25 protein-coding genes and 1 tRNA gene are annotated in these 22,835 nt (G+C 66.1%); 18 read left to right on the top strand and 8 right to left on the bottom strand.

Going from position 1 to position 22,835, the window contains the following annotated elements; genetic code table 11:
• Nucleotides 1-681 (bottom strand): HAD family phosphatase, encoded by a 681-nt coding sequence (locus ABRP34_RS03095; protein WP_353712222.1) that lies wholly within the window; start codon nt 679-681, stop codon nt 1-3.
• Between the two features lie 210 nt (nt 682-891).
• On the opposite strand from ABRP34_RS03095, the gene ABRP34_RS03090 reads away from it, so the two are divergent.
• Nucleotides 892-1,797, top strand: a complete 906-nt coding sequence (locus ABRP34_RS03090) for a PAC2 family protein (RefSeq protein WP_353712221.1) — start codon at nt 892-894, stop codon at nt 1,795-1,797.
• A gap of 35 nt (nt 1,798-1,832) precedes the next feature.
• Here the strand turns inward: ABRP34_RS03090 and mshC are convergent, their stop codons facing one another.
• Both mshC and ABRP34_RS03080 read right to left on the bottom strand, forming a co-directional pair.
• A complete protein-coding gene (gene mshC, locus ABRP34_RS03085) occupies nt 1,833-3,125 on the bottom strand; it encodes a cysteine--1-D-myo-inosityl 2-amino-2-deoxy-alpha-D-glucopyranoside ligase (RefSeq protein ID WP_353712220.1) in 1,293 nt (430 codons plus the stop codon).
• Between the two features lie 15 nt (nt 3,126-3,140).
• Nucleotides 3,141-3,974 carry an undecaprenyl-diphosphate phosphatase gene (locus ABRP34_RS03080; protein ID WP_043418788.1) on the bottom strand — a complete coding sequence of 278 codons (834 nt, stop codon included), beginning with the start codon at nt 3,972-3,974 and terminating at the stop codon, nt 3,141-3,143.
• Nucleotides 3,975-4,024: 50 nt separating this feature from the next.
• Between ABRP34_RS03080 and ABRP34_RS03075 the strand changes: the two genes are divergently transcribed.
• A complete protein-coding gene (locus tag ABRP34_RS03075) occupies nt 4,025-4,963 on the top strand; it encodes an aldo/keto reductase (protein WP_353712219.1) in 939 nt (312 codons plus the stop codon).
• 27 nt (nt 4,964-4,990) lie between these two features.
• Here ABRP34_RS03075 and ABRP34_RS03070 read toward each other — a convergent pair whose 3' ends face one another.
• Nucleotides 4,991-5,254 carry a hypothetical protein gene (locus ABRP34_RS03070; RefSeq protein WP_003802267.1) on the bottom strand — a complete coding sequence of 88 codons (264 nt, stop codon included), beginning with the start codon at nt 5,252-5,254 and terminating at the stop codon, nt 4,991-4,993.
• A 39-nt stretch (nt 5,255-5,293) separates the two neighbouring features.
• Between ABRP34_RS03070 and ABRP34_RS03065 the strand changes: the two genes are divergently transcribed.
• Nucleotides 5,294-5,527, top strand: a complete 234-nt coding sequence (locus tag ABRP34_RS03065) for a DUF5703 family protein (protein ID WP_003802269.1) — start codon at nt 5,294-5,296, stop codon at nt 5,525-5,527.
• 62 nt (nt 5,528-5,589) lie between these two features.
• On the opposite strand, the gene ABRP34_RS03060 is transcribed toward ABRP34_RS03065, so the two are convergent.
• The gene (locus ABRP34_RS03060; RefSeq protein WP_353712218.1) at nt 5,590-6,750 is read right to left on the bottom strand and encodes an acyl-CoA dehydrogenase family protein; all 1,161 of its coding nucleotides are present in this window, start codon (nt 6,748-6,750) and stop codon (nt 5,590-5,592) included.
• Between the two features lie 8 nt (nt 6,751-6,758).
• Complete coding sequence (locus tag ABRP34_RS03055) at nt 6,759-8,063, bottom strand: M20/M25/M40 family metallo-hydrolase (protein WP_353712217.1); 1,305 nt, start codon at nt 8,061-8,063, stop codon at nt 6,759-6,761.
• 195 nt (nt 8,064-8,258) lie between these two features.
• Here ABRP34_RS03055 and ABRP34_RS03050 point away from each other — a divergent pair.
• The 7 genes from ABRP34_RS03050 (at nt 8,259) to ABRP34_RS03020 (ending at nt 12,995) form a co-directional block, all read left to right on the top strand.
• Nucleotides 8,259-8,341: transfer RNA gene (locus tag ABRP34_RS03050), tRNA-Leu, on the top strand.
• A 271-nt stretch (nt 8,342-8,612) separates the two neighbouring features.
• On the top strand, nt 8,613-8,843 hold the full coding sequence (locus ABRP34_RS03045; RefSeq protein WP_353712216.1) for a DUF3311 domain-containing protein: 231 nt from the start codon (nt 8,613-8,615) through the stop codon (nt 8,841-8,843).
• Complete coding sequence (mctP, locus tag ABRP34_RS03040) at nt 8,840-10,513, top strand: monocarboxylate uptake permease MctP (RefSeq protein ID WP_353712215.1); 1,674 nt, start codon at nt 8,840-8,842, stop codon at nt 10,511-10,513. Before ABRP34_RS03045 ends, mctP begins: the two co-directional genes overlap by 4 nt.
• An 80-nt stretch (nt 10,514-10,593) precedes the next feature.
• Nucleotides 10,594-11,043 (top strand): hypothetical protein, encoded by a 450-nt coding sequence (locus ABRP34_RS03035; RefSeq protein WP_003802275.1) that lies wholly within the window; start codon nt 10,594-10,596, stop codon nt 11,041-11,043.
• Entirely contained in the window at nt 11,040-11,210 is a 171-nt protein-coding gene (locus ABRP34_RS03030; RefSeq protein ID WP_003802276.1) for a hypothetical protein, read from the top strand. The genes ABRP34_RS03035 and ABRP34_RS03030 overlap by 4 nt, the downstream gene beginning before the upstream one ends.
• 163 nt (nt 11,211-11,373) lie before the next feature.
• Nucleotides 11,374-11,853, top strand: a complete 480-nt coding sequence (locus ABRP34_RS03025) for a hypothetical protein (protein WP_353712214.1) — start codon at nt 11,374-11,376, stop codon at nt 11,851-11,853.
• A gap of 23 nt (nt 11,854-11,876) precedes the next feature.
• The gene (locus ABRP34_RS03020) at nt 11,877-12,995 is read left to right on the top strand and encodes an aminotransferase class V-fold PLP-dependent enzyme (RefSeq protein ID WP_353712213.1); all 1,119 of its coding nucleotides are present in this window, start codon (nt 11,877-11,879) and stop codon (nt 12,993-12,995) included.
• A gap of 41 nt (nt 12,996-13,036) precedes the next feature.
• On the opposite strand, the gene ABRP34_RS03015 is transcribed toward ABRP34_RS03020, so the two are convergent.
• On the bottom strand, nt 13,037-13,450 hold the full coding sequence (locus ABRP34_RS03015) for an SRPBCC family protein (RefSeq protein ID WP_353712212.1): 414 nt from the start codon (nt 13,448-13,450) through the stop codon (nt 13,037-13,039).
• 211 nt (nt 13,451-13,661) lie between these two features.
• Here ABRP34_RS03015 and ABRP34_RS03010 point away from each other — a divergent pair, with 211 nt between their 5' ends.
• From ABRP34_RS03010 to ABRP34_RS02995, 4 genes are all read left to right on the top strand, one after another.
• Entirely contained in the window at nt 13,662-14,576 is a 915-nt protein-coding gene (locus ABRP34_RS03010; RefSeq protein WP_003802281.1) for a LysR family transcriptional regulator, read from the top strand.
• A 138-nt stretch (nt 14,577-14,714) separates the two neighbouring features.
• On the top strand, nt 14,715-15,812 hold the full coding sequence (locus ABRP34_RS03005; protein ID WP_353712211.1) for a tartrate dehydrogenase: 1,098 nt from the start codon (nt 14,715-14,717) through the stop codon (nt 15,810-15,812).
• Between the two features lie 155 nt (nt 15,813-15,967).
• Nucleotides 15,968-17,440, top strand: a complete 1,473-nt coding sequence (gene dctA, locus ABRP34_RS03000) for a C4-dicarboxylate transporter DctA (protein ID WP_353712210.1) — start codon at nt 15,968-15,970, stop codon at nt 17,438-17,440.
• Between the two features lies 1 nt (nt 17,441).
• Nucleotides 17,442-18,602 carry a glycerate kinase gene (locus ABRP34_RS02995; protein ID WP_353712209.1) on the top strand — a complete coding sequence of 387 codons (1,161 nt, stop codon included), beginning with the start codon at nt 17,442-17,444 and terminating at the stop codon, nt 18,600-18,602.
• 360 nt (nt 18,603-18,962) lie between these two features.
• Here the strand turns inward: ABRP34_RS02995 and ABRP34_RS02990 are convergent, their stop codons facing one another.
• Nucleotides 18,963-19,427, bottom strand: a complete 465-nt coding sequence (locus tag ABRP34_RS02990) for a GatB/YqeY domain-containing protein (RefSeq protein ID WP_003802291.1) — start codon at nt 19,425-19,427, stop codon at nt 18,963-18,965.
• 113 nt (nt 19,428-19,540) lie between these two features.
• On the opposite strand from ABRP34_RS02990, the gene ABRP34_RS02985 reads away from it, so the two are divergent.
• Genes ABRP34_RS02985 through ABRP34_RS02970 form a run of 4 tightly spaced genes read left to right on the top strand, consistent with a single transcriptional unit; the run spans nt 19,541 to nt 22,832 of the window.
• A complete protein-coding gene (locus ABRP34_RS02985) occupies nt 19,541-19,744 on the top strand; it encodes a hypothetical protein (RefSeq protein ID WP_003802292.1) in 204 nt (67 codons plus the stop codon).
• Nucleotides 19,745-19,784: 40 nt separating this feature from the next.
• Entirely contained in the window at nt 19,785-20,549 is a 765-nt protein-coding gene (locus ABRP34_RS02980; RefSeq protein WP_353712208.1) for a M50 family metallopeptidase, read from the top strand.
• Nucleotides 20,550-20,558: 9 nt separating this feature from the next.
• Nucleotides 20,559-21,695 (top strand): glutathione S-transferase C-terminal domain-containing protein, encoded by a 1,137-nt coding sequence (locus ABRP34_RS02975; RefSeq protein WP_353712207.1) that lies wholly within the window; start codon nt 20,559-20,561, stop codon nt 21,693-21,695.
• A gap of 15 nt (nt 21,696-21,710) precedes the next feature.
• Complete coding sequence (locus tag ABRP34_RS02970) at nt 21,711-22,832, top strand: FUSC family protein (RefSeq protein ID WP_083839640.1); 1,122 nt, start codon at nt 21,711-21,713, stop codon at nt 22,830-22,832.
• Nucleotides 22,833-22,835: the final 3 nt, after the last annotated feature.

Below are 22,835 nucleotides of genomic sequence, written 5' to 3'. Positions count from 1 at the left end.
TTAGTTAACGTTTTCGAAGGTTGCCGCCGGCTCGCGCGAGCCGAGGCGGAGCCTCACCAGCTCCTCGAGTTCGGCCACACTGCGGTCCGTGAGGGTGTTCCACGTGGACCGGCGGACGTCGTCCGGCAGCGGCACGATGTGCGGGATTGCAACGGTCACCGCTCCGGATGCCACGGCAGCGGCGACGCCCGGCGCCGAGTCCTCCAGCGCCACGCAGTGGTCGACGGTGAGCTCAGGGTCCTGCTGCTTGAGCAGGTCCACAGCCTTGAGGTAAGCCTCCGGGTGCGGTTTGCCGTGGGTTACCGTGTCGCCGGTAATGAGGAACTCGAAGTAAGGCCGGGGAAGGCTCGCCACAATTTCGCGGGCCAGCGGTGCCTCTGACATGGTCACAAGGGCACAACGCACGCCGGCGCTGAAAAGTTCATCCAGCAGCTCCCGGGCCCCTGGGCGCCACGGCACGTTTTCCCGGACGCGGCTGATCACCTGGGCCGTCAGCGTGTCGATGATCTCGCGGATCTCCAGGCGCACGCCGGCGCGCTGGAGGATGCCGGCCGAGTGGACCAGTGATTGCCCCACGAGCTGCATGGCCTGCTCGTGCGACCACGTCCCCCCGTAGGCCTCAACAAGGTTGTGTTCGGCTTCGATCCAGTACGGTTCGGTGTCAACGATGGTGCCGTCCATGTCCCATAAAACGGCTTTGAGCAAGGGCTGAGTGGCGGCGGATTCCATGCATTCCACTGTACCGGGCCGCCCGGCGGCGCCCTGCCGCGGGCCCTGGCCGTACGCCGTCGGCGAATTTCCCCGTCCCCGCACGGCGGAGAGGGGGGTTTGTCCGGATCTGCGGCGGTTCGTTCTATGCAACAGCAACACTTGTGGACGTAGGGTGAAGGGATGAACAGCTTTGACGGAGATACCAACGAACCGGGCACTGCGCCTGAGACGGAGCAGCTGCTGCAGCCTGTTCCCGAGGGTCAGCGCATTACTGTGATGCTGGCTGCGTTCGAGGGCTGGAATGACGCGGGGGAAGCCGCCAGTGATGCGCTCCGTTACCTGAACAAGCTGTGGGGCGGGAAGAAGGTCGCGTCCATCGACGCCGACGAGTACTACGACTTCCAGTTCACCCGGCCCACCGTGCGCCGCACGGCGTCCGGTGAACGCAAAATCAAGTGGCCCTCCACTCGGATCTACAAGGCCAGCGCTCCCGGCACCAAAGTGGATGTGATTTTCATCCAGGGCACCGAACCGTCCTATAAGTGGCGCGCGTATACAGCGGAACTGCTGGTTCATGCCGAAGCGCTTCATGTGGACTACGTGGTTCTGGTGGGTGCACTGCTGGCGGACGTGCCGCACAGCCGCCCCATCCCGGTCAGCACGTCCACTGACGATGGCGCGCTGCGGGAACGGCTCAACCTTGAGGCCTCGCAGTATGAAGGGCCCGTGGGCATCGTCGGTGTGCTGTCCGAGGTTTCGCTGCTCGCCGGCATCCCCACGGTCTCGCTTTGGGCGGCGGTGCCGCACTACGTGGCCCAGGCCCCGTCACCCAAGGCGCAGCTGGCCCTCCTGCACCGCATCGAGGAACTGCTCCAGGTTCCGCTGGACACCCACGAGCTGGCCGAGGAAGCCGAGGCGTGGGAGCGCGGCGTCAACGAACTGGCCACCGAGGATCCCGAGATTGCTGCCTATGTAAGGCAGCTGGAGGAAGCGAAGGACACCGCCGACCTGCCCGAGGCCAGCGGTGAATCCATAGCGCGCGAGTTTGAGCGCTACCTGAAGCGGCGGGGCAAGGACAAGCCGTAGGCTTCCGCCGTTTCGGGTACTACAGGTTTCGGCCGCTACAGTTCGACGCCGAGAAGCGCGTTGACGGCGTCGCGCACCAGTGCTTGGTCTGCTTCGGACCCGCTGCCCGTGTTGTTGGACGCGGGGTTGTTCAGGGCAGCGTCTGCCCACTGGTCCACGGCGGCCAGCGCAGCGGGGGCGTCCAGGTCGTCGGCCAGGGCCCCTCGCATTTGCCCGATCAGTTCCGTGGCGGTTCCGGCCGGCGCCGCGGCCAGGGCTGAACGCCACCGTTTCAGGCGTGCCTTGGCCTCCTCGAAGCCTTCCGCCGTCCAGGACCAGTCGGACCGGTAGTGGTGCGCCAGGATGGCCAGGCGGATGGCTGCGGGTTCCTCGCCCGCAGCGCGCAGCTTGGAGACCAGGACGAGGTTGCCCTTGGACTTGGACATCTTCTCGCCGTCGAGTCCCACCATGCCGGCGTGGGCGAAGTGCTCGGCGAGGGGAACCCCGGACAGCGAGTAGGCATGCCCGGCACCCATCTCGTGGTGCGGGAAAACCAGGTCCGAGCCGCCGCCCTGCACGGTGAAGGGCGCGGGGAGGTACTTCTGGGCGATGACGGTGCACTCGATGTGCCAGCCGGGCCGGCCCTCCCCCAGTTCGCCGCCGGGCCAACTGGGCTCGCCGTCGCGGGCCACCCGCCACAGGAGGGGATCGAGGGCCTGGCGCTTCCCTGCCCGGCCGGGGTCGCCGCCCCGTTCGGCAAACAGCTCCAGCATCTCGGCTTCCGGCAGTCCCGAGATTGCGCCGAGGCTCCAGGCGTCCACGCCGACGGCGTGCTTGCTGGCGGCCTCGACGTCGTAGTAGACGTCGCCGTCGGGCTCGCCCGGGGTGCCGTTAACGCGGTAGGCCAGTCCCTGGTGCAGGAGCCGTTCAATGGCGGGGACGATCAGCGGCATGGCTTCAACGGCGCCGATGTAATGATCGGGCGCGATGACGTTGAGGGCTTCCATGTCTGTGCGGAAGAGCTCGATCTGGCTGGCCGCGAGCTCGCGCCAGTCGACGCCGGTTGCCTCGGCGCGCTCCAGCAGCGGGTCATCAATGTCGGTGACGTTCTGGACGTAGGCAACCTGCTGGCCACCGTCGCGCCAGGCGCGGTTCAGCAGATCGAACGCGACATAGCTGGCGGCGTGACCCATGTGGGTCGCGTCATACGGGGTGATCCCGCAGACATACATCGACTTTGCGCCATCGGCGTTCAGGGTTACTGCGCGCTCTTCTGTTGTGTCAAACAAGCGGAGCGCGGGCATTTCCCCCGGCAGGACAGGCACGGGGCGGGAGATCCAGGACTTCACAGACCAAGCCTAGTGCTAGGCGCTGATGACATTGAAACCGAGCAGCAGGTACAGGGCGAGGCCCAGGAAGATGCGGTACCAGACAAAAAGCCGGTAACTGCGCGTTGAAATGAACTTCAGGAACCAGCCGATGATGACGTAGCCGATGACGAACGCAATGACCGTTGCCAGGGCCGTCTCCCCCAGCCCGAAGGGACCGCTCACGCCGTCCTTGGCCACCACCTTGAAGAGCTGGTAAAGGCCGCTGCCGAACACCGCAGGGATGGCAAGGAGAAAGGAGTAGCGGGCGGCGGCTTCGCGCGTGTAACCCATAAGGAGCCCGGCCGTGATGGTGCCGCCGGAGCGTGAAACGCCGGGGATCAGCGCCATGGCCTGGGCGAAGCCGTAGAGGATGCCGTGCTTGTAGGTGAGCCTGGAGAGGTCCCGGTCCTGCTTGCCGACGGCGTCTGCCACGGCGAGGATCAGGCCGAAGACAATGAGCATGGTGGCCACGATCCACAGGCTTCGCAGGACCGATTCGATCTGGTCCTGGAACAGCAGGCCCAGGACGATGATGGGCAGGCTGCCCAGAATCACCAGCCAGCCCATCCTGGCGTCCGGGTCCTGGCGCGAAACCCGCCCGGACAGCGAGCCGAACCAGGCCTTCACGATCCGGACAATGTCCCGCCAGAAGTAGACAATGACGGCGGTCTCCGTGCCGAGCTGCGTGATGGCGGTGAAGGCCGCTCCGGGGTCCGCCGCATTCGGCAGGAAGGAGCCCACAATCCGCAGGTGGGCGCTCGATGAAATAGGTAGGAATTCGGTCAGTCCCTGCACAAGACCCAGCAGGGCCGCTTCAATCCAGTTCACGCTAAGACCCTACGTCATGATGCAGGTGGTTTCCCCGTAAGCTAACTGCTATGCAGCAGCGTTACATCGGCAACAGCGGGCTCCGCGCCTCCTCCCTCTCCCTGGGCACCATGTCGTGGTCCCGCGAAACGGACGAGCAGGATGCATCGGAGCTGCTGCGCACCTTCGTGGACGCCGGCGGGACCCTTGTGGACACCGCGGCCTCCTACGCCGACGGCCAGGCCGAAGCCATGCTCGGGTCAATGCTGGGCGACGTCGTCTCCCGCACGGAAGTGGTCATCTCCACCAAGGCAGGGGTGTCGCCGTCGGACGGGCGGCAGCGCGTGGACGCATCCCGGAACGCCATGCTGTCCGGCCTGGACGCCAGCCTTGCGCGGCTTGGCACCGACTACGTTGACCTCTGGCTCGCCCAGGCGTGGGACCCCAATGTCCCGCTGGAGGAGACGTTGTCCGCCCTCGACTTCGCCGTCCGCAGCGGACGGGCCCGGTATGCCGGAATCGCCAACTACAACGGCTGGCAGACTGCCAAAGCCGCAGCGGTGGCCGGGTTCCCGCTCGTGGCCAACCAGTCCGAATATTCGCTGCTCCGCCGCAAGCCCGAGGCGGAGCTGGTGCCGGCCATCGAGGATGCGGGCCTGGGGCTGATGGCGTGGGCGCCGCTGGGCCGCGGCGTCCTCACGGGCAAATACCGCGGCCATGTGCCGTCCGACTCCAGGGCGGCCGGCACGCGGCTGGCCACCTACGTGGAGCAGTACCTTGAACAGCCCTCATCGCAGGTGGTCGAGGCTGTTGCCATGGCGGCCCGTGGCCTGGGACGGTCGTCCCTGGATGTTGCGCTGAGCTGGCTGCTGTCCCGGCACGCAGTGGCGACCGCCATCGTGGGCGCGCGCACGCCGGTCCAGCTCAAGGAAATTCTTGACGCCCAGCTCACGCCGCTGCCGGCGGAAATAGCGCGCGCCCTCGAGGATGTCTCCAGCAACCAGGCCTGACCGGGGCCCGGACCGCATCCGGCTGCGTTACTCCTCGACGATTTCCAGATCCTCGTCGTCGGCTTCCTGGTCTTCCTCTTCGTCTTCCTCGTCATCGAAAACCTGGAGCGGCGTCACTTCGTTGTAGGCCTCATAGAGGGCGTCCTCGTAGACTTCGAAGGCATCGGCAACAGCAAAGAATGCCGCCTCCACTGAGGGGTCACCATCCCCGCGGCGGGCCGAGGCGGCTGCAAGGTGTTCTTCCAAAGCGGCAGTCAGGGACTGAAGCGCGACACGCGGATCGATGCTCATGCCTTCACGTTAGCGGGAAAAGGACGAAAATGGAGAGCAATGAAGGAACATTTTCTGACCAGCTCGGTCCTGCGGGAAAGGGACTACGCCCGTCAATACGAGTACCTCGTATTGACCGTCGGTCCTGACGATTCCCTGCCCGAAGCCCGGCGCCGGCTCGTGGAACACTCCGAGTACGGCAAGTGGGAACTCGAGCGCAGCAGGCTCTACGTGGGCGGCGGCAGGCGCTTCTGGCTTCGCCGCCGGGTCACGCAGGTGCAGCGCACAGTCTAGGCCGCTCCGGCCCCCTGGGCGCGCACCTCAATGGTGCGCGCCTGCTTCCACATGGAACCTGGCTAATCTTCGAGCGGGCCCAGCCAGGCGTTGGCAACCGTGTTGTGCGCAGACTCGTCGTCCGAGGGGTGGAACATGCCTGCCAGGACGTCCCGGTACAGGCGCTCCAGCTCCGAACCCCTGAAGTAGCTGGAGCCGCCGGAGACCCGGATGGCGAGATCCACCACCGTCCGCGCCGTCTCCGTGGCCCGGAGCTTGACGCCCACCAGCCTGGCAAACCACTGGCTGCCATGGTCCGCCAGGCGGTCCACATCTCCGGCCACCACCGAAAGCTGCGGGTACAGCGCATCCATGGCCAGGGCGGCCTCGGCCACCTTCCAGCGGATGTCAGGGTCCTGGGCCAGGCTCCGGCCGCCATTCTTGAATGATGTCCTGCGCCTGGCGGCTTCCACGGCCAGCACCAGGGCCCGCTCCCCGATGCCCGCGTAAACGCCGGCCAGCAGGGTTTCAAAGCAGGCGAAGATCGCGAAGATCAGCGGATCGGCGTTGGGGCCCACCGGCAGCTTCCGGAAGATGCGGCCGGGCTGGACAACCGCGCCGTCCAGGATGGTGGTATTGGACTGGCTGGCGCGCATGCCCAGAGTGTTCCAGTCCTCCAGGATCCGGTAGCCGGCCGTGTCCCGATCGATGAACCCGTGCACCAGTTCTCCTTCGCCGTCCCGTGCGGCCGGGTCCTTGCCGAAGATGCCCAGGCGCGTCCAGGCCGGCGAGAGGCTCGTGAAAATCTTGGTACCCGTGAACGAGTACCCGCCATCCGGCAGGGGCGTGGCCGCCGTCAGGGAATCGAACAGGACGGAGTCGTTGCCGGCCTCTGAGTTGCCGAAGGCGAAAATCTCCCCCGCCGCCGCTTCCTGCAGCACGAAGTCCAGCGAGGAGTCGCCGCGTGCGGCCAGCACGCGGGCCACCCCGGTCCAGACCAGATGCATGTTGACTGCCAGCGCGGTGGCCGGGGCCGCCGTCGCCAGCCGCCGCTGGCAGCGGACCGCAGCCTCCAGGCCAAGTCCCGCGCCGCCGTCGGACTCCGGCACGAAAAGCTTCAGGTATCCGGCGGCGGCGAGTTCCTCAAGATCCTCGGCGAAGAAGCGGTTCTGTTCGTCGTACTCCGCAGCCCTCCCGCGGACCCGCGCGAGCAGGCTGTCAGGAAGCAGCTGTTCCGGTTCCACCGCCGGCCTCAGTAGTTGGTGAGCAGCGTGTTCAGGACGCGGGCGCCGAACTTCAGGGATTCCGCCGGAACCCGTTCATCGACTCCGTGGAACATGCCGGTGAAGTCGAGGTCGTCCGGCAGCTGCAGGGGCGCGAAGCCGTAGCCGGTAATGCCAAGCTTGGAGAGCGACTTGTTGTCGGTGCCGCCGGACAGGGTGTACGGAAGAACCTTCGCGCCCGGGTCTTCGGAATGCAGGGCGTCGATCATCGAGTCGACCAGGTTGCCGGCGAATGGCACTTCCAGGGAAACATCGTTGTGCACGTAGCTGACGTCAACGCCGCTGCCCGCCAGCTCGCGGACGATCTCGAGAACCTGGTCCTGCTGGCCCGGGAGGGTCCGGCAGTCCACCAGTGCCTCGGCGGACTCGGGGATGACGTTGTGCTTGTAGCCGCCGCCAAGGAGCGTCGGGTTGGACGTGTTCTGCAGCGTGGCCCCCACGAAGCGGGCTACCGTGCCCAGTTCCTTCAGCAGCAGTTCCGGGTTGTCGGGATCGAATTCGACGCCGGTCAGTTCCGTCACGCCGTCCAGGAACTGGCGCGTGGTGGCGGTGAGCTCGATGGGCCACTGGTATTCGCCGATGCGGGTCACCGCGCCGGCGAGCCGGGTGATGGCATTGTCAGTGTTGATCTGCGACCCGTGGCCGGCACGGCCGTGCGCCACCAGCCGCAGCCAGGAGATGCCCTTTTCCGCCGTCTGCAGCAGGTACGCCCGCTGGCCGCCGATGGTGGTCGAAAAGCCCCCGACTTCCGAGATGGCCTCCGTCGCACCCTCGAACAGTTCGGGCCGGTGCTTCACCGCGTACTGGGCGCCGTGCACGCCGCCGGCCTCCTCGTCGGCAAAGAACGCAAAGATGATGTCCCGCTTGGGCTTGCGCCCGGTGCGGGCGAAGTTGCGCAGCACGGACAGGATCATCGCGTCCATGTCCTTCATGTCCACTGCGCCGCGGCCCCAGATCAGTCCGTCTTTGAGCTCGCCGCTGAACGGGTCCACGGACCATTGCTCGCGGAGGGCAGGCACCACGTCCAGGTGGCCGTGGACCACGAGGGCGCTGGCGGAGGGGTCCTCCCCCGCCAAGCGGGTGACCACACTGGCCCGGCCGGGCTCTGATTCGAAGATTTCCGCATCCAGCCCCACCTCAGTGATCAGGCCGGCGGTGTATTCGGCCGCCGCACGTTCGCCGGGACCCGAGCCGTCCCCATAGTTGGATGAATCGATGCGGATGAGCTCCTGGCAGATGGTCACGACTTCATCCTCGGGCCGTACGTGTGTCATTGATCACTCCTTGATGCGGGGAATACGCGGATTCATGCGGGTTCTGGCGGTTTTTGGCTGCCGGACCACCCGGGTTCAGCCTACCCAGTCCACTCGATTCCATCTTTCCGGAAAGTTCGTGTTAGAGTTTTTCTCGCTGCTTCGGAGAGAAGCGAACCGCTGAAAGGCGTGAGAGAGTCCTCCGAAATACCACCTGCGCGGGTGGCGGAATGGCAGACGCGCTAGCTTGAGGTGCTAGTCCTCGAAAGGGGGTGGGGGTTCAAGTCCCCCTCCGCGCACAAAGGGAAAACCCCGGGAATCCAATGGACTCCCGGGGTTTTTTTCGTTTCTCCCTGAACTTTTTCGTTTCTCTTTGAACGGCGGGAGTGCACGCGCCACGGCAAACCCACACTTGGGTCCGGCGGCGCCTGCAGAGGCAGGGCTCGTCCTGACCCGAAACAGCGCCCCGTCCCGGGGGCTCCCCCTGGCGCCCGACGGCCAACCCGCAACACTGCAACCCGTGGTCCGGCGCGGCGCGCGCCGTACGTCGTCGCCGGCGTATTGCTTTCCTTGGCGATCCTGCTCCCGCTGATGCCGCAGACCTACTCCTTCAACGCCCCGGCCCTGGGCGGCATGCCGTTCTTCTACTGGTACCAGCTGCTCTGGGTTCCCATTTCCGCCGCCTTGAGCGGCGTGGCGTACAGGCTTGTGACAACGGAAGACCGGCGACGGCGGGCAGCGGCCCGCGCTGGCGCCGCCGGGCTTGGCGGCGACGCAGCAAACGGAAATGAACGGCCATGAACGGGCGCGAGATCAACTGGACCGCCCTCATCATCGTGGTGCTGCTCTTCGTCATCGTCGCCGTCATGGGCTTCATGGCCGCCCGGTGGCGCCGGACGGCAGAGAGCGAGGGGCTGCACAGCCTGGATGAGTGGGGGCTCGGTGGCCGCGGCTTCGGGACGTGGATCACGTGGTTCCTGCTGGGCGGGGACCTCTACACCGCCTACACGTTCGTCGCCGTCCCTGCGGCGATGTGGGCCACAGGCGCTGTCAGCGGCTTCTTCGCGGTGCCGTACACGATCGTCCTCTACCCGATCATCTTCATCATCATGAGCCGGCTCTGGTCGGTGTCCCACCGGCACGGCTACGTCACCTCGGCGGACTTCGATGGCGGCCGCTACGGGAGCCGGTGGCTGTCCCTTGCCATCGCCGTCACCGGCATCGTGGCAACCATGCCCTACATCGCCCTGCAGCTTGTGGGCATCAAGGCTGTGCTGACGGTGCTCGGGCTGGGCAGCTCCGAGAACGTGCTGCTGACAGACCTGCCACTCATCCTGGCGTTCGTCGTGCTGGCCGCATACACCTATACCTCCGGGTTGCGGGCGCCTGCGATGATCGCCGTCGTCAAAGACCTGCTCATTTACCTCGCGGTGATCGTCGCGGTCATTTACCTGCCGATCAAATTCGGCGGCTGGGACGCGATCTTCGGAGCGGCGAAGACGAAGCTGGACACCGTGAACGAGGCGACAGGGAAGCCCACCGGGGTGTTCATCCCGTCGGCTGCCAACTTCTCGGCCTACTGGACACTGGCGCTCGGGTCGGCCCTGGCACTGTTCATGTACCCGCACTCCATCACCGGCGTGCTCGCGTCCAAGGGGCGCAACACGATCCGGCGCAACGCCGCGATTCTTCCGCTGTACTCCCTGATGCTCGGCTTCCTTGCGCTGCTGGGATTCGTGGCCATCAAGGCGGGCATCCGGCCGATCGACCTCAACGGGCAGGTCAACCCGCAGCTCGTGGTCCCGCAGCTCTTCCTGGACCACTTCCCCGCGTGGTTTGCCGGCGTGGCCCTGGCAGCCATCGCCATCGGCGCGCTGGTGCCGGCAGCGATCATGTCCATTGCCGCGGCAAACATGTTCACCCGCAACATCTACCGGGACTTCCTCCGGCCTGATGTCGACCCGAAGACCGAAGCGAAGGTGTCCAAGATCGTCTCGCTGGTGGTGAAGGTCGGCGCGCTGATTTTCGTCCTTGCCATGGACCAGTCCGCGGCCATCAACATGCAGCTGCTGGGCGGCATCTGGATTCTGCAGACGTTCCCCGCTGTTGTCGCAGGACTCTACACACGGTGGTTCGACCGGTGGGCGCTGCTGGCCGGATGGGCCGTGGGCATAGCCTTCGGCACCGCCTCGGCCTACAACGTCATCAACCCCGTCACGCGCGCACACTTCGGCGGCTCCCTTGCTCCCATCCCGGGAACAGGCTTCACGGTGTACATCGCCGTGTCGGCGTTCGTGCTCAACCTGGTGGTCGCCGTCGTGCTTACCCTGGTGCTGCGCGCACTCAAGGTGCCCCAGGGAGAGGACAAGACGCGCCGGTCTGACTACGGTGCTGATGAAACGGACCCGAAGGTTGTGGAGATCGAGCGGACCCAGCGTTTCGTTGAACCCGGAGGGCCGGCGCCGGTGTAGCCGGCCAGGTGTCCCGGGGAGTCGCCGCGCAGGCGCTCGAAACGCACGTGGCCCGGCGTGACACGGCCTAGGCTGGTTCGGTGACCCCAAACCCTTCACCGACTCCGCTGGATGTCTTCGTCCACACCGGACCCGCCGAGTGGTGGCAGATTCTGGCAGCACTGGGCCCCTTGGCAGTCCTGCTCGGTGCGCTGCTTGCCGCGTTCATCGGTTGGAACACCCTGCGGCAACGCACGGTCGCCGATGAAAAGGCGCTGGCCCAGAAGCGTGAAGCCGACAGCCGGGCCGAGTGGTGGCGCCGCGCCCAGTGGGCGTTCGAAGCTGCCATGGACGAAAATGAGGAGAAGCAGGATGTGGGCCTCGCTGTGCTGGAGCTCCTCAATACCAGCAATCTGGCCGGTCCGGAGGAGGCCGAGATTATTGCCGAAGCCTGGAAGCGACCCCTCCAGAACGGCGAGGCCACGCTGGACCTGTTGCCGCCGTTGCCGGACAATGGGGTGACAGACGACCCTGAGGATGGTGAGCAATGAGTGCAGTAGCCGAAAAGAAGACTGCGGACGAAAGCCCGAAGCGATATGTCAGTCCTGCACAGGAGCGCGTCATTGTTCGTGCAGCCCGGCTCCGCCTGTCGACAGACAAGAAGCAGGGCATCGAGAGCCCGGCCTGGGTCAGGAAGATTGCCCGGCGGCCCCTCTAACCCCGCAGCCTGCTATAGGGCCAGCCCGCGCCAGTCAGGCTGGCCCTTCTGTTAGTGTTTTCAGACTATTTTTATCCAGCATCTGGATTTATTCTGAGGGAAGTCCCCGGAGCTTTATCTGCCGGTCCGGGGTCCTCCGTTCCGTCGAAAGGCTGGTCTCAGAATGTTTGGAAAGATTATGCGCCCTGTGGTTCTCGGCATCGGTGGTGCCTCACTCCTGGCGCCCGTTGCAGCACTGCCGGCTAACGCCGCTGCTACGCAGGGCGTCGAAACCATCGAATCGTCGTGGTGCATTCCCATCGAGGAGTTCGGCATAACGGTCTGCTCCACCGCAACGGAGCGCTACCTTGAGGTCCACACCCCGACGGGGCGGGCACTTTTCCGCAGCACGGGAACGTCCACGATGACCACCACCTACGACGACGGAACGGAGGAAACGTCCGTCGGCAGCCACCGCGTGCAAAGCGTCTTCAGCTTTTGGCTGGACCCGCTGATCTACGACGCGACGATGGTCAGCATCGACGGCACAAGCACGCGGACTCTGCCCGACGGAACGAGCTGCACGTTCGTGGATGATTCGATCGCCGTTCGCGACCGGCTGGTCCGGGGAGGAACGACGGTCACCTGCACGCCGCCGAAGTGAACGCTTGAAGGACGGCCCATGCCATGAACGTCAGCGACATCCGCGGGCTTTTCCCCGGGCTCAAAGACACCATCTACCTCAACACCGCCACCATGTGCGTGGGCTGCGCTCCTGCCAGGGAAGCCTACGAACTGGCTGTAGAGCGCTGGTCCACCGGGCGGTTCGACTGGATGGAAGCAGAGCAGGCGGGTGAGGAGGCCCGTGGCATGTTCGCCGAGATCATTGGAGCCGCAGCGGCAGACATTGCCATCGTCCCCGCCGTCAGCACCGCGGCGGGGATTGTGGCCGCCAATCTGCCACCCGCCAGAAGCGGGGAGAACATCGTGGTGGCCGAGAACGAGTTTGCCTCGAACTACTACCCCTGGCTCCTGCTCCGGGAGCGTGGCTACGACGTACGTGCCGTCGCTCCGGGAGGGGACGTGGTGCCGGCCGAGGCCCTCAGCCGGGCGGCTGACGGCGGAACCCGCCTGATCGCCGTCAGCGCCGTACATCCCGTCACCGGATTCCGGGCAGACCTGGCATCGATCAGCCGCATTGCCGCCGGCTCAGGCGCCTGGTTTTTCGTTGACGCCTGTCAGGCGGCCGGTGCCGTGCCCCTTGACGTGAAGCGTGACAGGGTGGATTTTCTGGCCACTGCCAGCCACAAGTTTCTGCTCGGGTCGCGGGGCATGGGCTACCTCTACGTCCGCCCGGGGCTGATCGGCGGCCTGCAGCCCGTCCTGCCGGGCTGGAAGGCTGCCCGGCTGCCGCTCGAAAGCTTCCTCGGCCCGGACATGGACCTGTCGCCGACAGCCTCGAAGCTGGACGCTTCGTTGGCGTGGTTCCCAGCACTGGCTGACCAGGCGGCCCTTGCCGTCCTTCGCCGGTTCGGCATTGGCGCGGTCCTCGAGCGTAACGCGCGGCTTGCGCTGCACCTGCGGAACGCGCTGGAAGCGGAGGGCGTAGACTGCCTGTCCTTCCCCGAACTGCACCGGTCCACCATTGTCTCCGTTCCGGTGGACGACCCGGACGCCGTCATGGCCAGGTTGCGCCATGCGAACGCGGTGGTGTCCGTCCGGGCCGGCAGGATCCGGCTGGCGACCCATTTCTATAACCTCGAGGAAGAGCTGGACCGGGTCGCGGAGCTCATTGCCGGCCGTTGAGCGCAGCCGGTGACTAGGGCTGGCCACGGTTTCTGGTCCGGTTATGACGCCCGTGCGCCGGCGGTCAGGTGGAGGTTGCGCGTGTCAATGAGCTTGCGGAGGTAGCGCGCCAGGAACAGCTTCTCGGCAAGGCGTCCCAGGAGACCGAAGGGTGCCGCGAAGTCGATCCGGTCCACCATGACGGTTCCGGCCGGGACCTCACTGAATTCGTGGACGTGGCGAAAGCGGAGGAACGGCCCCCGGACCTGTTCATCAACGAAGTAACGGGGTGCCTGCATCTCGGTGATCCGGCTCGTCATCCGTATCGGCAGCCCGAAGTGCCAGGCGCGCCAGGTCACCTCCTGCCCCAGGGAAATCAGCCCGGACGTGACGCCGCCAATGGCTTCCTCCCGGGAGTTGGCCATCGACTGCTTGTGCGCGTCAATGCTTCGGGAACGGTCAAACAGCTCGGTCATGCCCATGCTTGTCCGTGTGGTGCATTCGAAGGTGACGGCCATGCTCCGAGTATGCCAGCAGATCCGGCGGCCCGCGGACAGCCCTGAAGCACACCAACCCGGCCGCTGATAGGCGTAAGCTATCAGGGCCTCGGCAGGCGGTTCCACTGCAGAGTCCATCGCAGGGCCGGGCCCGGGGCAAACAGCAGAGCGCACCGGGATAGGAGCTGGCGTGGACACGCGAAAGCTGAAGTATTTTTTGGCCGTCGTTGACCACGACGGATTCAACCGCGCGGCAGAGCACTTGCTCATTGCACAGCCGTCCCTGTCCCAGACCATCGCCAGCCTGGAGAAGGACCTGGGTGTGCCGCTGTTCCACCGGATCGGGCGCCGGGCCGTCCTCAGTGAAGCCGGAAAGGAACTTGTGGGCCCCGCCCGGCTGGTGATGCGCGACCTGGACGCTGCCCAGTCCGCAGTACAGTCACTCCGCGGCGTGCGGAGCGGCCGGCTGGACATCATCACCATGCCATCCCCGGGCATCGAGCCGCTGACCTCCATGATCGCCGGGTTCACCCGGCTCCACCCCTCCGTCCGCCTCAACGTCAGCGCAGCATTTACGCCGGAGGAGGTCATTGAATCCGTCAGGACCGGCAGCACGGAGATCGGGCTCGCCGGCTCAGCAAGCCCCATCCGGGTCCCGGGAGTCAACGTGCTGGACCTCGAACGCCAGCCGCTGATCCTCATCGTGAACCCGCAGGCGGACACGTTCACCCCGGGGACCACCATCCAGCGCGAAGACCTGGGCGGCCACCGGCTGATCGCCAGCCAGCGCGGTTCGCTGATGCGCTGGCTTGTGGACGATGCGCTGGCGCGGGGCGTGAACACAGAAATCGTCGTCGAAGTGGCACACCGGACCTCCATCCTGCCCCTGGTGCTGGCCGGCGTCGGGCACGCTGTCATGCCCTCCTCCTGGGCGCCGACGGCGCACAAGGCAGGGCTCCGCACACTGCAGATCGAACCGGTTTCCCACCTCGATGTTGCGATTTTGAGCAGGAGGGAAGACCTGACGCCTGCCGCCCGGGCGTTCCTGAAGGTTGCTGAGCTGCACGTGGTGCAGGATCCCGACACCGGTAAGGTTCCAGACTGATAGGCAGATCCTATCTCCCGTATCGAAACTAAGTCTTGGACGCGCGTAGCCGCCGGACCGTCTACTTGAAGAGGAAGAAAAACGGTGTGACCCCGCTAACAGGATCACGCTGCCAACACACTCAACGAGGAGGTCGGCATGAGCGCCAACCAGACATTCAGCATCGCTTCAATCCCCGCAGACGGCGTCGGCAAGGAAGTGGTTTCCGCAGGCCGCCGCGTGCTGGACGCCCTGGCAGAGAACTCCGGCGGCAAGTTCGCCTTCCAGTGGACGGAGTTCCCCTGGGGCTGCGGCTACTACGAAAAGACCGGCCAGATGATGGACCCCAACGGCCTGGAAGTTCTGAAGGAATTCGACGCCATCTACTTCGGCGCCGTCGGCTGGGAAAACGTCCCGGACCACATCAGCCTCTGGGGCCTGCGCCTGAACATCACGCAGAACTTCGACCAGTGGGCCAACATCCGCCCGGTCAAATTCCTCCCCGGCGTCCAGTCCCCGCTGCGGAAGGCGGACAACACCGAACTCGACTGGATCGTGGTCCGCGAGAACAGCGAAGGCGAATACGCCGGACTGGGCGGGCGCAACCTCAGCGGCCGCGGTCCGGGCAACGAAGTCGCCCTGCAGACCGCGCTGTTCACCGAGAAGGGCTGCGAGCGCATCATGCGCTTCGCCTTCGACCTGGCCCGGACCCGCACGGTCAAGAAGGTTTCCTCGGTTACCAAGTCCAACGCCCAGCAGTACGGCATGGTCCTCTGGGACGAAACCTTCAACCGCGTGGCCCTGGACTACCCGGACGTCCAGACTGAGAGTGTCCTGGTTGATGCCATGAGCGCAAAGTTCATCCTCAAGCCTGAGGACCTGTCCGTGGTGGTTGCGTCCAACCTGAACGCGGACATCCTGTCGGACCTGGGCTCGGCGCTGGCCGGCAGCCTCGGCCTGGCGGCCAGCGCCAACCTGAACCCGGAGCGCCGCTTCCCGTCCATGTTCGAACCGGTCCACGGCTCCGCCCCGGACATCGCCGGCAAGGGCATCAGCAACCCGATCGGCGCAATCGCCAGCGCCGCCCTGATGCTGGACCACTTCGGCCTGCACGAGGAGGCCCGGAAGGTTGAGGCGGCCATTGAAGCAGCAACAGGTGCCGGCCACCTGACCCGCGACGTCGGAGGCGACGCCAACACCGACGATGTCACCGAGGCCATCATCAAGGCCCTGACCCTCGCCCCGGTCGCCGTCTAACTGAAACGACGACGACGGCGGCCGGCGGGCCGCCGTCGTCGCGGATGTCCCTCCCCAACGCTCGCAAGCTCGCGTAGGGACCCTTGGGCCGCCGTCGAACGCCCCCCATACACTTCAGAATATCTCCAGCGACATTCCACAATGAGGTAGGAATCATGGACCACATCACCACCGCCGGCACCGCGCCGGCCCGCAAGACCCGCTGGTACAGGCAGCTGTACTTCTGGGTGCTGACCGCCATCGTCATCGGCATCCTCGTCGGATGGCTTGCGCCGAGCACCGGCGTCGCCATGGAACCCATCGGCACCACCTTTGTGAATGCGATGAAGATGCTCATCGGCCCCATCGTGTTCCTCACGATCGTGGGCGGCATCGCCAGTGTCGCCGACCTGAAAAAGGTCGGCATGACCGGCCTGAAGGCCCTGACCTACTTCCAGATCGGCACCATCTGCGCCATGACCTTCGGCCTGGTGGCCATCAACGTCTTCCGGCTCGGCGAAGGCGTCAACGCCGATGCCAGCAAGATCGAGACCTCCGAATCTGCCGCGAAACTCATTGACGCCGGCCAGAACCAGCAGTGGTGGGAGTTCCTCACCCACATCATCCCGAAGAGCATCGTCGGTCCCTTCGTCGAAGGCGACATCCTGCAGATCATCTTCATCGCCGTGGTCTTTGGCATCGCCCTGAATGCCATGGGCAAGGTCGGCGCGCCGGTCCTGGACGGCGTGCAGCGCCTGACCGGGGTGATGTTCAAGATCCTGCGCTTCATCATGAAGGCCGCCCCGATCGGTGCCTTCGGCGCGATGGCCTACGCGGTGGGCAAGTTCGGTGTCTCCTCCCTGACCAGCATGGGCGGGCTGATCGCCCTGTTCTACATCACCTCCATCCTCTTCGTGGTGATCGTGCTCGGCTCCATCATGGCTTTCCTGAAGCTGAACATCTTCAAGATGCTCAAGCACTTCAAAGAGGAATACATGCTCATCCTCGGCACCTCTACCGCCGAACCGGCCCTGCCAGGCCTGATGCGCAAGCTCGAGCACGCCGGCGTCAAGAAGGAAACAGTCGGCCTCGTTGTCCCCACCGGGTACAGCTTCAACCTCGACGGCGCCGCTATCTACCTCTCCCTGGCCGCCCTCTACATCGCCCAGGCCACCAACACGGACCTCACCATCGGCCAGCAGCTCGGCCTGCTCGCTGTCATGCTGCTGACCTCCAAGGGCGCGGCAGGCGTTGCCGGCGGCGGCTTCATCGCCCTCACCGCAACCCTGACCACCATCGGCACCATCCCCGCCGCGGGCATCATGCTCATCTTCGGCATTGACAAGTTCATGTCCGAGTGCCGGGCGCTCGTCAACTTCACCGGCAACGCCGTCGCCACCCTCTTCATCGCCTGGTGGGACCGCACCCTCGACGCCGACCGTGTCCGCCGCGTCTTCAACGGCGAAACCGTCGAGCCCATGCCGTCCGAGGACCCCGTCCACCTCGCCGAAGTCACCGACATCGACGACGACCTGGCCGAGTACGGCCACCACGCCCCCAAGGAAACCGGCGCCAGGCACGCAGGACCCGCCACCGACGCCACATCCTCCACGAACGACCGTCGCCCCGCCTACTCGGAAACCGTCTGACATGACCAGCCCAACCGCCCCGAAAACCGTCCGGACCCTCATCGCGCCTGACAAGTTCAAAGGCAGCCTCACCGCCGGCGAGGTAGCCGAGGCCCTGGCCGCCGGGCTGCGCTCCGTATCTGATGCGTCCGGCAAAGCCGGAGCGGTCCGCTGCGAACTCCTCCCCCTGGCGGACGGAGGTGACGGCAGCGTCGATGCCGCCGTCACCTCCGGCTTCACCCGCCGCTGCTACACCGTGGCCGGCCCCACCGGCCAGCCCGTCCAGGCAAGCATCGCGTTTGACGGAACCACCGCCGTCGTCGAGGTCGCCAACACCTGCGGTTTGGCGCTGCTGCCAAACGGGAAGCTGGAACCGCTGAATGCCTCCAGCCGCGGCTTCGGCGAGGCAGTCCTCTTCGCCCTCAGCCTCAACCCGGCCAGGGTCGTCATGGCCCTGGGCGGCAGCGCCAGCACTGACGGCGGCATGGGCATGCTCACCGCCCTCGGCTACCGCTTCCTGGATGCGGAGGGCCGCCAGCTCTCCGGCAGCGGCAAGTCCCTGGCACAGATCCACGCTGTCGAGCGGACCGGCCTGCCGGAACTGGACGAGACGGAACTCATCGTCGCCAGCGACGTCCATAACCCGCTGCTCGGACGCCAAGGCGCACCCGCCGTTTTCGGCCCCCAAAAGGGTGCCGGAGCGGAAGAGATCACAGCCCTCAACGACGGGTTGGCACACTACGTGTCCAAACTGGCCGAGGCAGGCGACCTCCGGGCCGAAGCCCTGGCCAACCACGAAGGTGCCGGAAGCGCCGGAGGACTCGGCTTCGCCTGCCTGCTGCTGGGTGCCACGCAGGTGTCAGGCGCCGATTACTTCCTGGACCTGCTGGACTTCAACACCAGAAAGGACAGCTGCGACGTTGTCATCACCGGCGAGGGAAGCATCGACGAACAGACCCTGGCCGGGAAACTTCCAGCCGCCGTCGCCCGGCGCTCGGGCGGCCGCCCCATCATCGCGGTGGCTGGCCGTTCTCTGCTGCCGAGGGAGCGCTGGGCCGAGATGGCGTTGAGCCGGGTCTACACGCTGGCAGACTACACCGACCGGGACTCCGCCAGGGACCCCGCGCTGTCAGCCGCCCTGCTGCGCCGGATCGGGCAGGACATAGCGGCAGGCCTCCTCTAGCAAAAGGCCAAGTGGAAGGAAAAAAGAAGGGCCCCGCAGCGGCGGGGCCCTTCTTTGCTGTGCCTACGCGTTCTCGCGGATGCGGCCAGGCTCATGGTCAGCGGTTTCCTCCAGACGGGCGAGGTAGGCCCACATCCTGCTTTCCTCAGCCTGCACCTGGGGTTCAGGGGTCTCGGCCGGCCTTGCTTCCGGGCGTCCCTCAGCCTCCTTAGCCGCTTCCTTCCTGTAATTCCGCCATCCCTCACACGATGAATAGCACATCACCGACCTCCTAACAGTTGGTGTACCTTTATCGTCCTCCCATTGCCGGACAGTGTCGATTGCCCGGAGGTTGCCGGGATGCCGTGGCACGGCGTTTGTTCAGGTGAGCCGCTGACGGACGATGTCGCTCACGGCCTTTCCGTCGAAGCGGCCTGCCACCCGGGCCGTGACCGGCTTCATCACGGCTCCCATATGCCGCACGGACAGCTCGGCGCCGTCGGCCCGCAAGCCCCCGATGACCTCGTCCACGATGCTTTCCACTTCTGCAGCAGAGAGGGCCTTCGGCAGGTAAGCCTCAATGACCTCCGCCTCGGCGACTTCCGCCGCGGCCCGCCCCGTTTCCCCGGCTTCCGTGTAGATGCGGGCCGTGTCGCGCCGTTTCGCCGCCTCCTTCTGCAGCAGTGCCGTCACCTGCGAGTCGTCGAGCTCCACCGGCGTCTTGCCGGACTTCTCCCGGGTTTCGATCTCGCCCAGGACGCTGCGCACGGTGCCCAGGGCCACCTTGTTGTGCTCCTTCAGATGTGCAACGACGTCCCCGTGCAGGCGTTCCTTCAGCGTGGCCATGATTTCCTTCTCTCGGGATTGGTGTGTACTTCAATCGTGGACCCCCTCCGGGCCGCACTGCTACAACCCCGCACCGCATGGGACGGGCAGCGCCCGTGATCAGGTGTTGCCGCGTGTCTTTCGCCGCTGCCGGCGGCATTCGCACATATGTTCTAGGTATGGAAGAGGAACATCCCGGTGAACTTGCCGGGCAGATGTCAATCAATGAGCTCCTTGTCGCGATGGGTGAAGCCCCCGTGGAAAGCATGCTGCATCTGGTGGTTCCGGACGACGCTTCATCGCTGACGGAGGATCCGCCCACGCTGCCCGGACTGTGAGCCGGACCCCAAAGGCAAAGCCCCTGTAGCCTTGACTCCTATGGTTTATGCGCAAGTCCCCGGCCCGTCCCTGCCCGAACAATGGTGGGACCGGGTGGCTGCCGGATTCACCCAGACGGCCGTTCCCGCGGTCTCCGTCACCGAGCTCGTGGCTGTCCTGCTTATTGCGGCGGTGCTGTCCGTTCCCCGCGCAACCTGGCGCTATTTCGGCCTGCTCGCAACAATCACCCATGAACTCGGGCACGCCTTTGCTGCCCTGACCAGCGGCCAGCGGCTGGGCGGCATCCGCCTGCAGCTGAATCACGGCGGCACCACCACCTCCTACACCCGGGGACGTGCCGCCGCCGTCTGGTCAGGTTTTTGGGGCTATCCCGTTCCCGGAGTGACCGGCGCCGCCCTGGTGTGGGCGGGCTTCAGCGGCTGGGGCCCGGCCGCCCTGTCTGCCGGACTGCTGGTCCTGCTGGTCTCGCTGATCTTCATCCGCAACGCCGCCGGCGTGCTCATCCTCCTCGGGGCGGTGGTGGCGGTGGCGGCCATGATCATCAATGTGCCCGCAGCGTTCACCGGCCATGTGGCGATCATTCTGGGCCTGGCCCTCCTCGTTGCCGCCGTCCGGGACCTGCTCAAGCTCACAAACGTCCACCTCCGCCGCCGGGACCAGTTGCGGTCCTCCGACGCTTACATCCTCTACCGCGCCACCGCCGTGCCGTCAGGCGTCTGGATCACCCTGTTCTCGCTGGTGGTAGCAGCGTGCTGGGTGGCTGCCTGGCTGCCGATGTCGCGGGTCTTTGGAGCGGCAACATAGTCTGGTGCCATGAGTGAGAAGACCAGCACAGTCGAAGCACACAGCAGGGGACGCCACGCCGCGGAATCCCAGCCCAGGGAATTCCACAGCGCGGAGCCCCGCAGCACGGAACCCCACAGTACAAAGGGCGCCTATGTCACCGGCGGCGAGTTCACCCGGGACACCAACTACATTGAGGACCGCATCACCCGGGACGGCACCCCCGGGCCGAACGGTGAACCAGGCTGGCCGGCGGGACCGGGGCGCTACCGGCTGATTGCCGCGCGGGCGTGCCCGTGGGCCAACCGCACCGTCATCGTGCGCAGGCTCCTGGGGCTCGAGGACGCCATCAGCCTCGGTCAGCCCGGCCCCACCCACGATGCCCGGTCCTGGACCTTTGACCTGGACGCGGACGGCAAGGATCCCGTGCTGGGCATCGAGCGGCTGCAGGAGGCCTACTTCCGCCGTTTCCCGGACTACCCGCGCGGTGTTACGGTTCCTGCGGTGGTGGAGATCGCCAGCGGCGCGGTGGTGACCAACAACTACCCCCAGATCACGCTGGACTTCTCCACGGAATGGACGGACTTCCACCGCCCGGGTGCGCCGCGGCTGTACCCGGAGCATCTGCGTGGGGAAATCGACAGCGTTAACAAGCGCGTCTTCACCGAGGTCAACAACGGTGTCTACAGGTGTGGCTTCGCCGGGTCCCAGGAGGCCTACGATGCTGCCTACACCCGGCTGTGGAACGCGATGGACTGGCTGGAGGAACGGCTCTCCGGCCAGAGGTACCTGGTGGGCGACTCCATCACCGAGGCGGACGTCCGGCTCTTCACCACGCTCGCGCGTTTCGACGCCGTCTACCACGGCCACTTCAAGTGCAACCGGAACAAGCTCACCGAAATGCCTGCGCTGTGGGGTTATGCCCGGGACCTTTTCCAGACGCCCGGCTTCGGGGACACCATCGACTTCGTGCAGATCAAGCAGCACTACTACATCGTGCATGAGGACATTAATCCCACCCAGATCGTCCCCGCGGGCCCGGAGCTGTCCGGGTGGCTGAGCGCCCACGGCAGGGAGTCCCTGGGGGGCAGCCCGTTCGGCCAAGGCACTCCGCCGGGGCCGGTCAAGGCCGGCGAGGAAGTGGCCCCCGGCCACGGAGCCGGCTAGCACCGCAGGGACCCGATGAGCTCCTCGGAACAGCACCAGACAGCGTCCCGTGATCCACTGCCACGCAGGATCTGGCAGTCAGTGGCCACCAGGATGGCCCGGGCCCTCGCCGCACCGCGTCTTCAGCTCGCCGCCAAGGCGGGCCTGGCGGCAGGCATCGCGTTTTGGGTGGCCCCTCTCATGCCCGGTGGCGCCGCCCAATACGCTTACTACGCCCCGCTCGGCGCACTGGTGGCAATGTACGAGAACGTCTCGGGTTCCATGCGCCAGGGCTTCCAGACCCTGGTTGGCCTGGGAGCGGGCATCGGCCTGGCGTTCCTTCTCATCAGTTTCGGAGCCACGCCCCTCACCGTGGCAGCGGTCATGGCACTGGGCGTCCTGCTCGCGGGGCTCCCGCGCCTGGGCGCCGGCCGGGACTGGATTCCGACGGCGGCCCTGCTGGTGCTGCTGGTAGGCGGGCAGAATCCGGACGATTTCTCCTTCGGCTACCTGCTGCAGATGGGCGTGGGCGTGGTGGTCGGCATTGCCGTGAACCTGCTGGTGTTCCCGCCGCTGCACTTCAACGCGGCCGCCCTCAGCCTCGCTGAGCTGCGGCTGTCCCTGGCCCGCCAGCTGTCCGACATGGGCGCCGCGATGCACGAAAAATGGCCGCCCGAACACGAGGACTGGTCGCGCCGGTCCGAGGACCTGGCCCAGTCGGCCCGCTCGGTCCGGGCAGCGGTCCAGAAGGCTGACGCGAGCAGGGCGAAAAACCCGCGGCGCCGTTTCCACCCGCGTGACGTGGACAAGGACTACCGCAACGTCCGCGACCTGGAGCACATCACCTTCCACATCCAGGACATGACGGAGGTGCTTGCCGACGTCATCTGGAGCGAGGACATGCCCTTCACCATCCCGCTGCCCTACAGCGAACCGCTCGCGGAGGCCCTTTCCGCCGTGGGTGAAGTACTTCGTGCGGCGGAGGAGGACGACGTCGACCGGCAGGCTGAGCTGTTCCGGGCGGCTGAAGAGGCGGTCGCCTCCCTCGAGGACCGCACCGCCGCCGAAGGCGACGGCGGCGGCACGCCGAGCGCGGCCGGATCAATCCTGCTCAGCCTGCACCGCATCCTCCGGGTCGCCAAGCCGAACGGCAAGTAGCCG

This window comes from Arthrobacter sp. K5 (assembly GCF_040448525.1).
Lineage (GTDB): Bacteria > Actinomycetota > Actinomycetes > Actinomycetales > Micrococcaceae > Arthrobacter > Arthrobacter globiformis.
This window is presented reverse-complemented; position numbering and strand designations above follow the sequence as displayed.

What these genes read in the sequence shown, in the direction of transcription:
- ABRP34_RS03095 (WP_353712222.1), bottom strand. Translation starts at nt 681, where the DNA reads ATGGACGGCACCATCGTTGACACCGAACCGTACTGGATCGAAGCCGAA.
- ABRP34_RS03090 (WP_353712221.1), top strand. Translation starts at nt 892, where the DNA reads ATGAACAGCTTTGACGGAGATACCAACGAACCGGGCACTGCGCCTGAG.
- ABRP34_RS03075 (WP_353712219.1), top strand. Translation starts at nt 4,025, where the DNA reads ATGCAGCAGCGTTACATCGGCAACAGCGGGCTCCGCGCCTCCTCCCTC.
- ABRP34_RS03070 (WP_003802267.1), bottom strand. Translation starts at nt 5,254, where the DNA reads ATGAGCATCGATCCGCGTGTCGCGCTTCAGTCCCTGACTGCCGCTTTG.
- ABRP34_RS03065 (WP_003802269.1), top strand. Translation starts at nt 5,294, where the DNA reads ATGAAGGAACATTTTCTGACCAGCTCGGTCCTGCGGGAAAGGGACTAC.
- ABRP34_RS03055 (WP_353712217.1), bottom strand. Translation starts at nt 8,063, where the DNA reads ATGACACACGTACGGCCCGAGGATGAAGTCGTGACCATCTGCCAGGAG.
- mctP (WP_353712215.1), top strand. Translation starts at nt 8,840, where the DNA reads ATGAACGGGCGCGAGATCAACTGGACCGCCCTCATCATCGTGGTGCTG.
- ABRP34_RS03030 (WP_003802276.1), top strand. Translation starts at nt 11,040, where the DNA reads ATGAGTGCAGTAGCCGAAAAGAAGACTGCGGACGAAAGCCCGAAGCGA.
- ABRP34_RS03025 (WP_353712214.1), top strand. Translation starts at nt 11,374, where the DNA reads ATGTTTGGAAAGATTATGCGCCCTGTGGTTCTCGGCATCGGTGGTGCC.
- ABRP34_RS03020 (WP_353712213.1), top strand. Translation starts at nt 11,877, where the DNA reads ATGAACGTCAGCGACATCCGCGGGCTTTTCCCCGGGCTCAAAGACACC.
- ABRP34_RS03015 (WP_353712212.1), bottom strand. Translation starts at nt 13,450, where the DNA reads ATGACCGAGCTGTTTGACCGTTCCCGAAGCATTGACGCGCACAAGCAG.
- ABRP34_RS03005 (WP_353712211.1), top strand. Translation starts at nt 14,715, where the DNA reads ATGAGCGCCAACCAGACATTCAGCATCGCTTCAATCCCCGCAGACGGC.
- dctA (WP_353712210.1), top strand. Translation starts at nt 15,968, where the DNA reads ATGGACCACATCACCACCGCCGGCACCGCGCCGGCCCGCAAGACCCGC.
- ABRP34_RS02995 (WP_353712209.1), top strand. Translation starts at nt 17,442, where the DNA reads ATGACCAGCCCAACCGCCCCGAAAACCGTCCGGACCCTCATCGCGCCT.
- ABRP34_RS02990 (WP_003802291.1), bottom strand. Translation starts at nt 19,427, where the DNA reads ATGGCCACGCTGAAGGAACGCCTGCACGGGGACGTCGTTGCACATCTG.
- ABRP34_RS02980 (WP_353712208.1), top strand. Translation starts at nt 19,785, where the DNA reads ATGGTTTATGCGCAAGTCCCCGGCCCGTCCCTGCCCGAACAATGGTGG.
- ABRP34_RS02975 (WP_353712207.1), top strand. Translation starts at nt 20,559, where the DNA reads ATGAGTGAGAAGACCAGCACAGTCGAAGCACACAGCAGGGGACGCCAC.
- ABRP34_RS02970 (WP_083839640.1), top strand. Translation starts at nt 21,711, where the DNA reads ATGAGCTCCTCGGAACAGCACCAGACAGCGTCCCGTGATCCACTGCCA.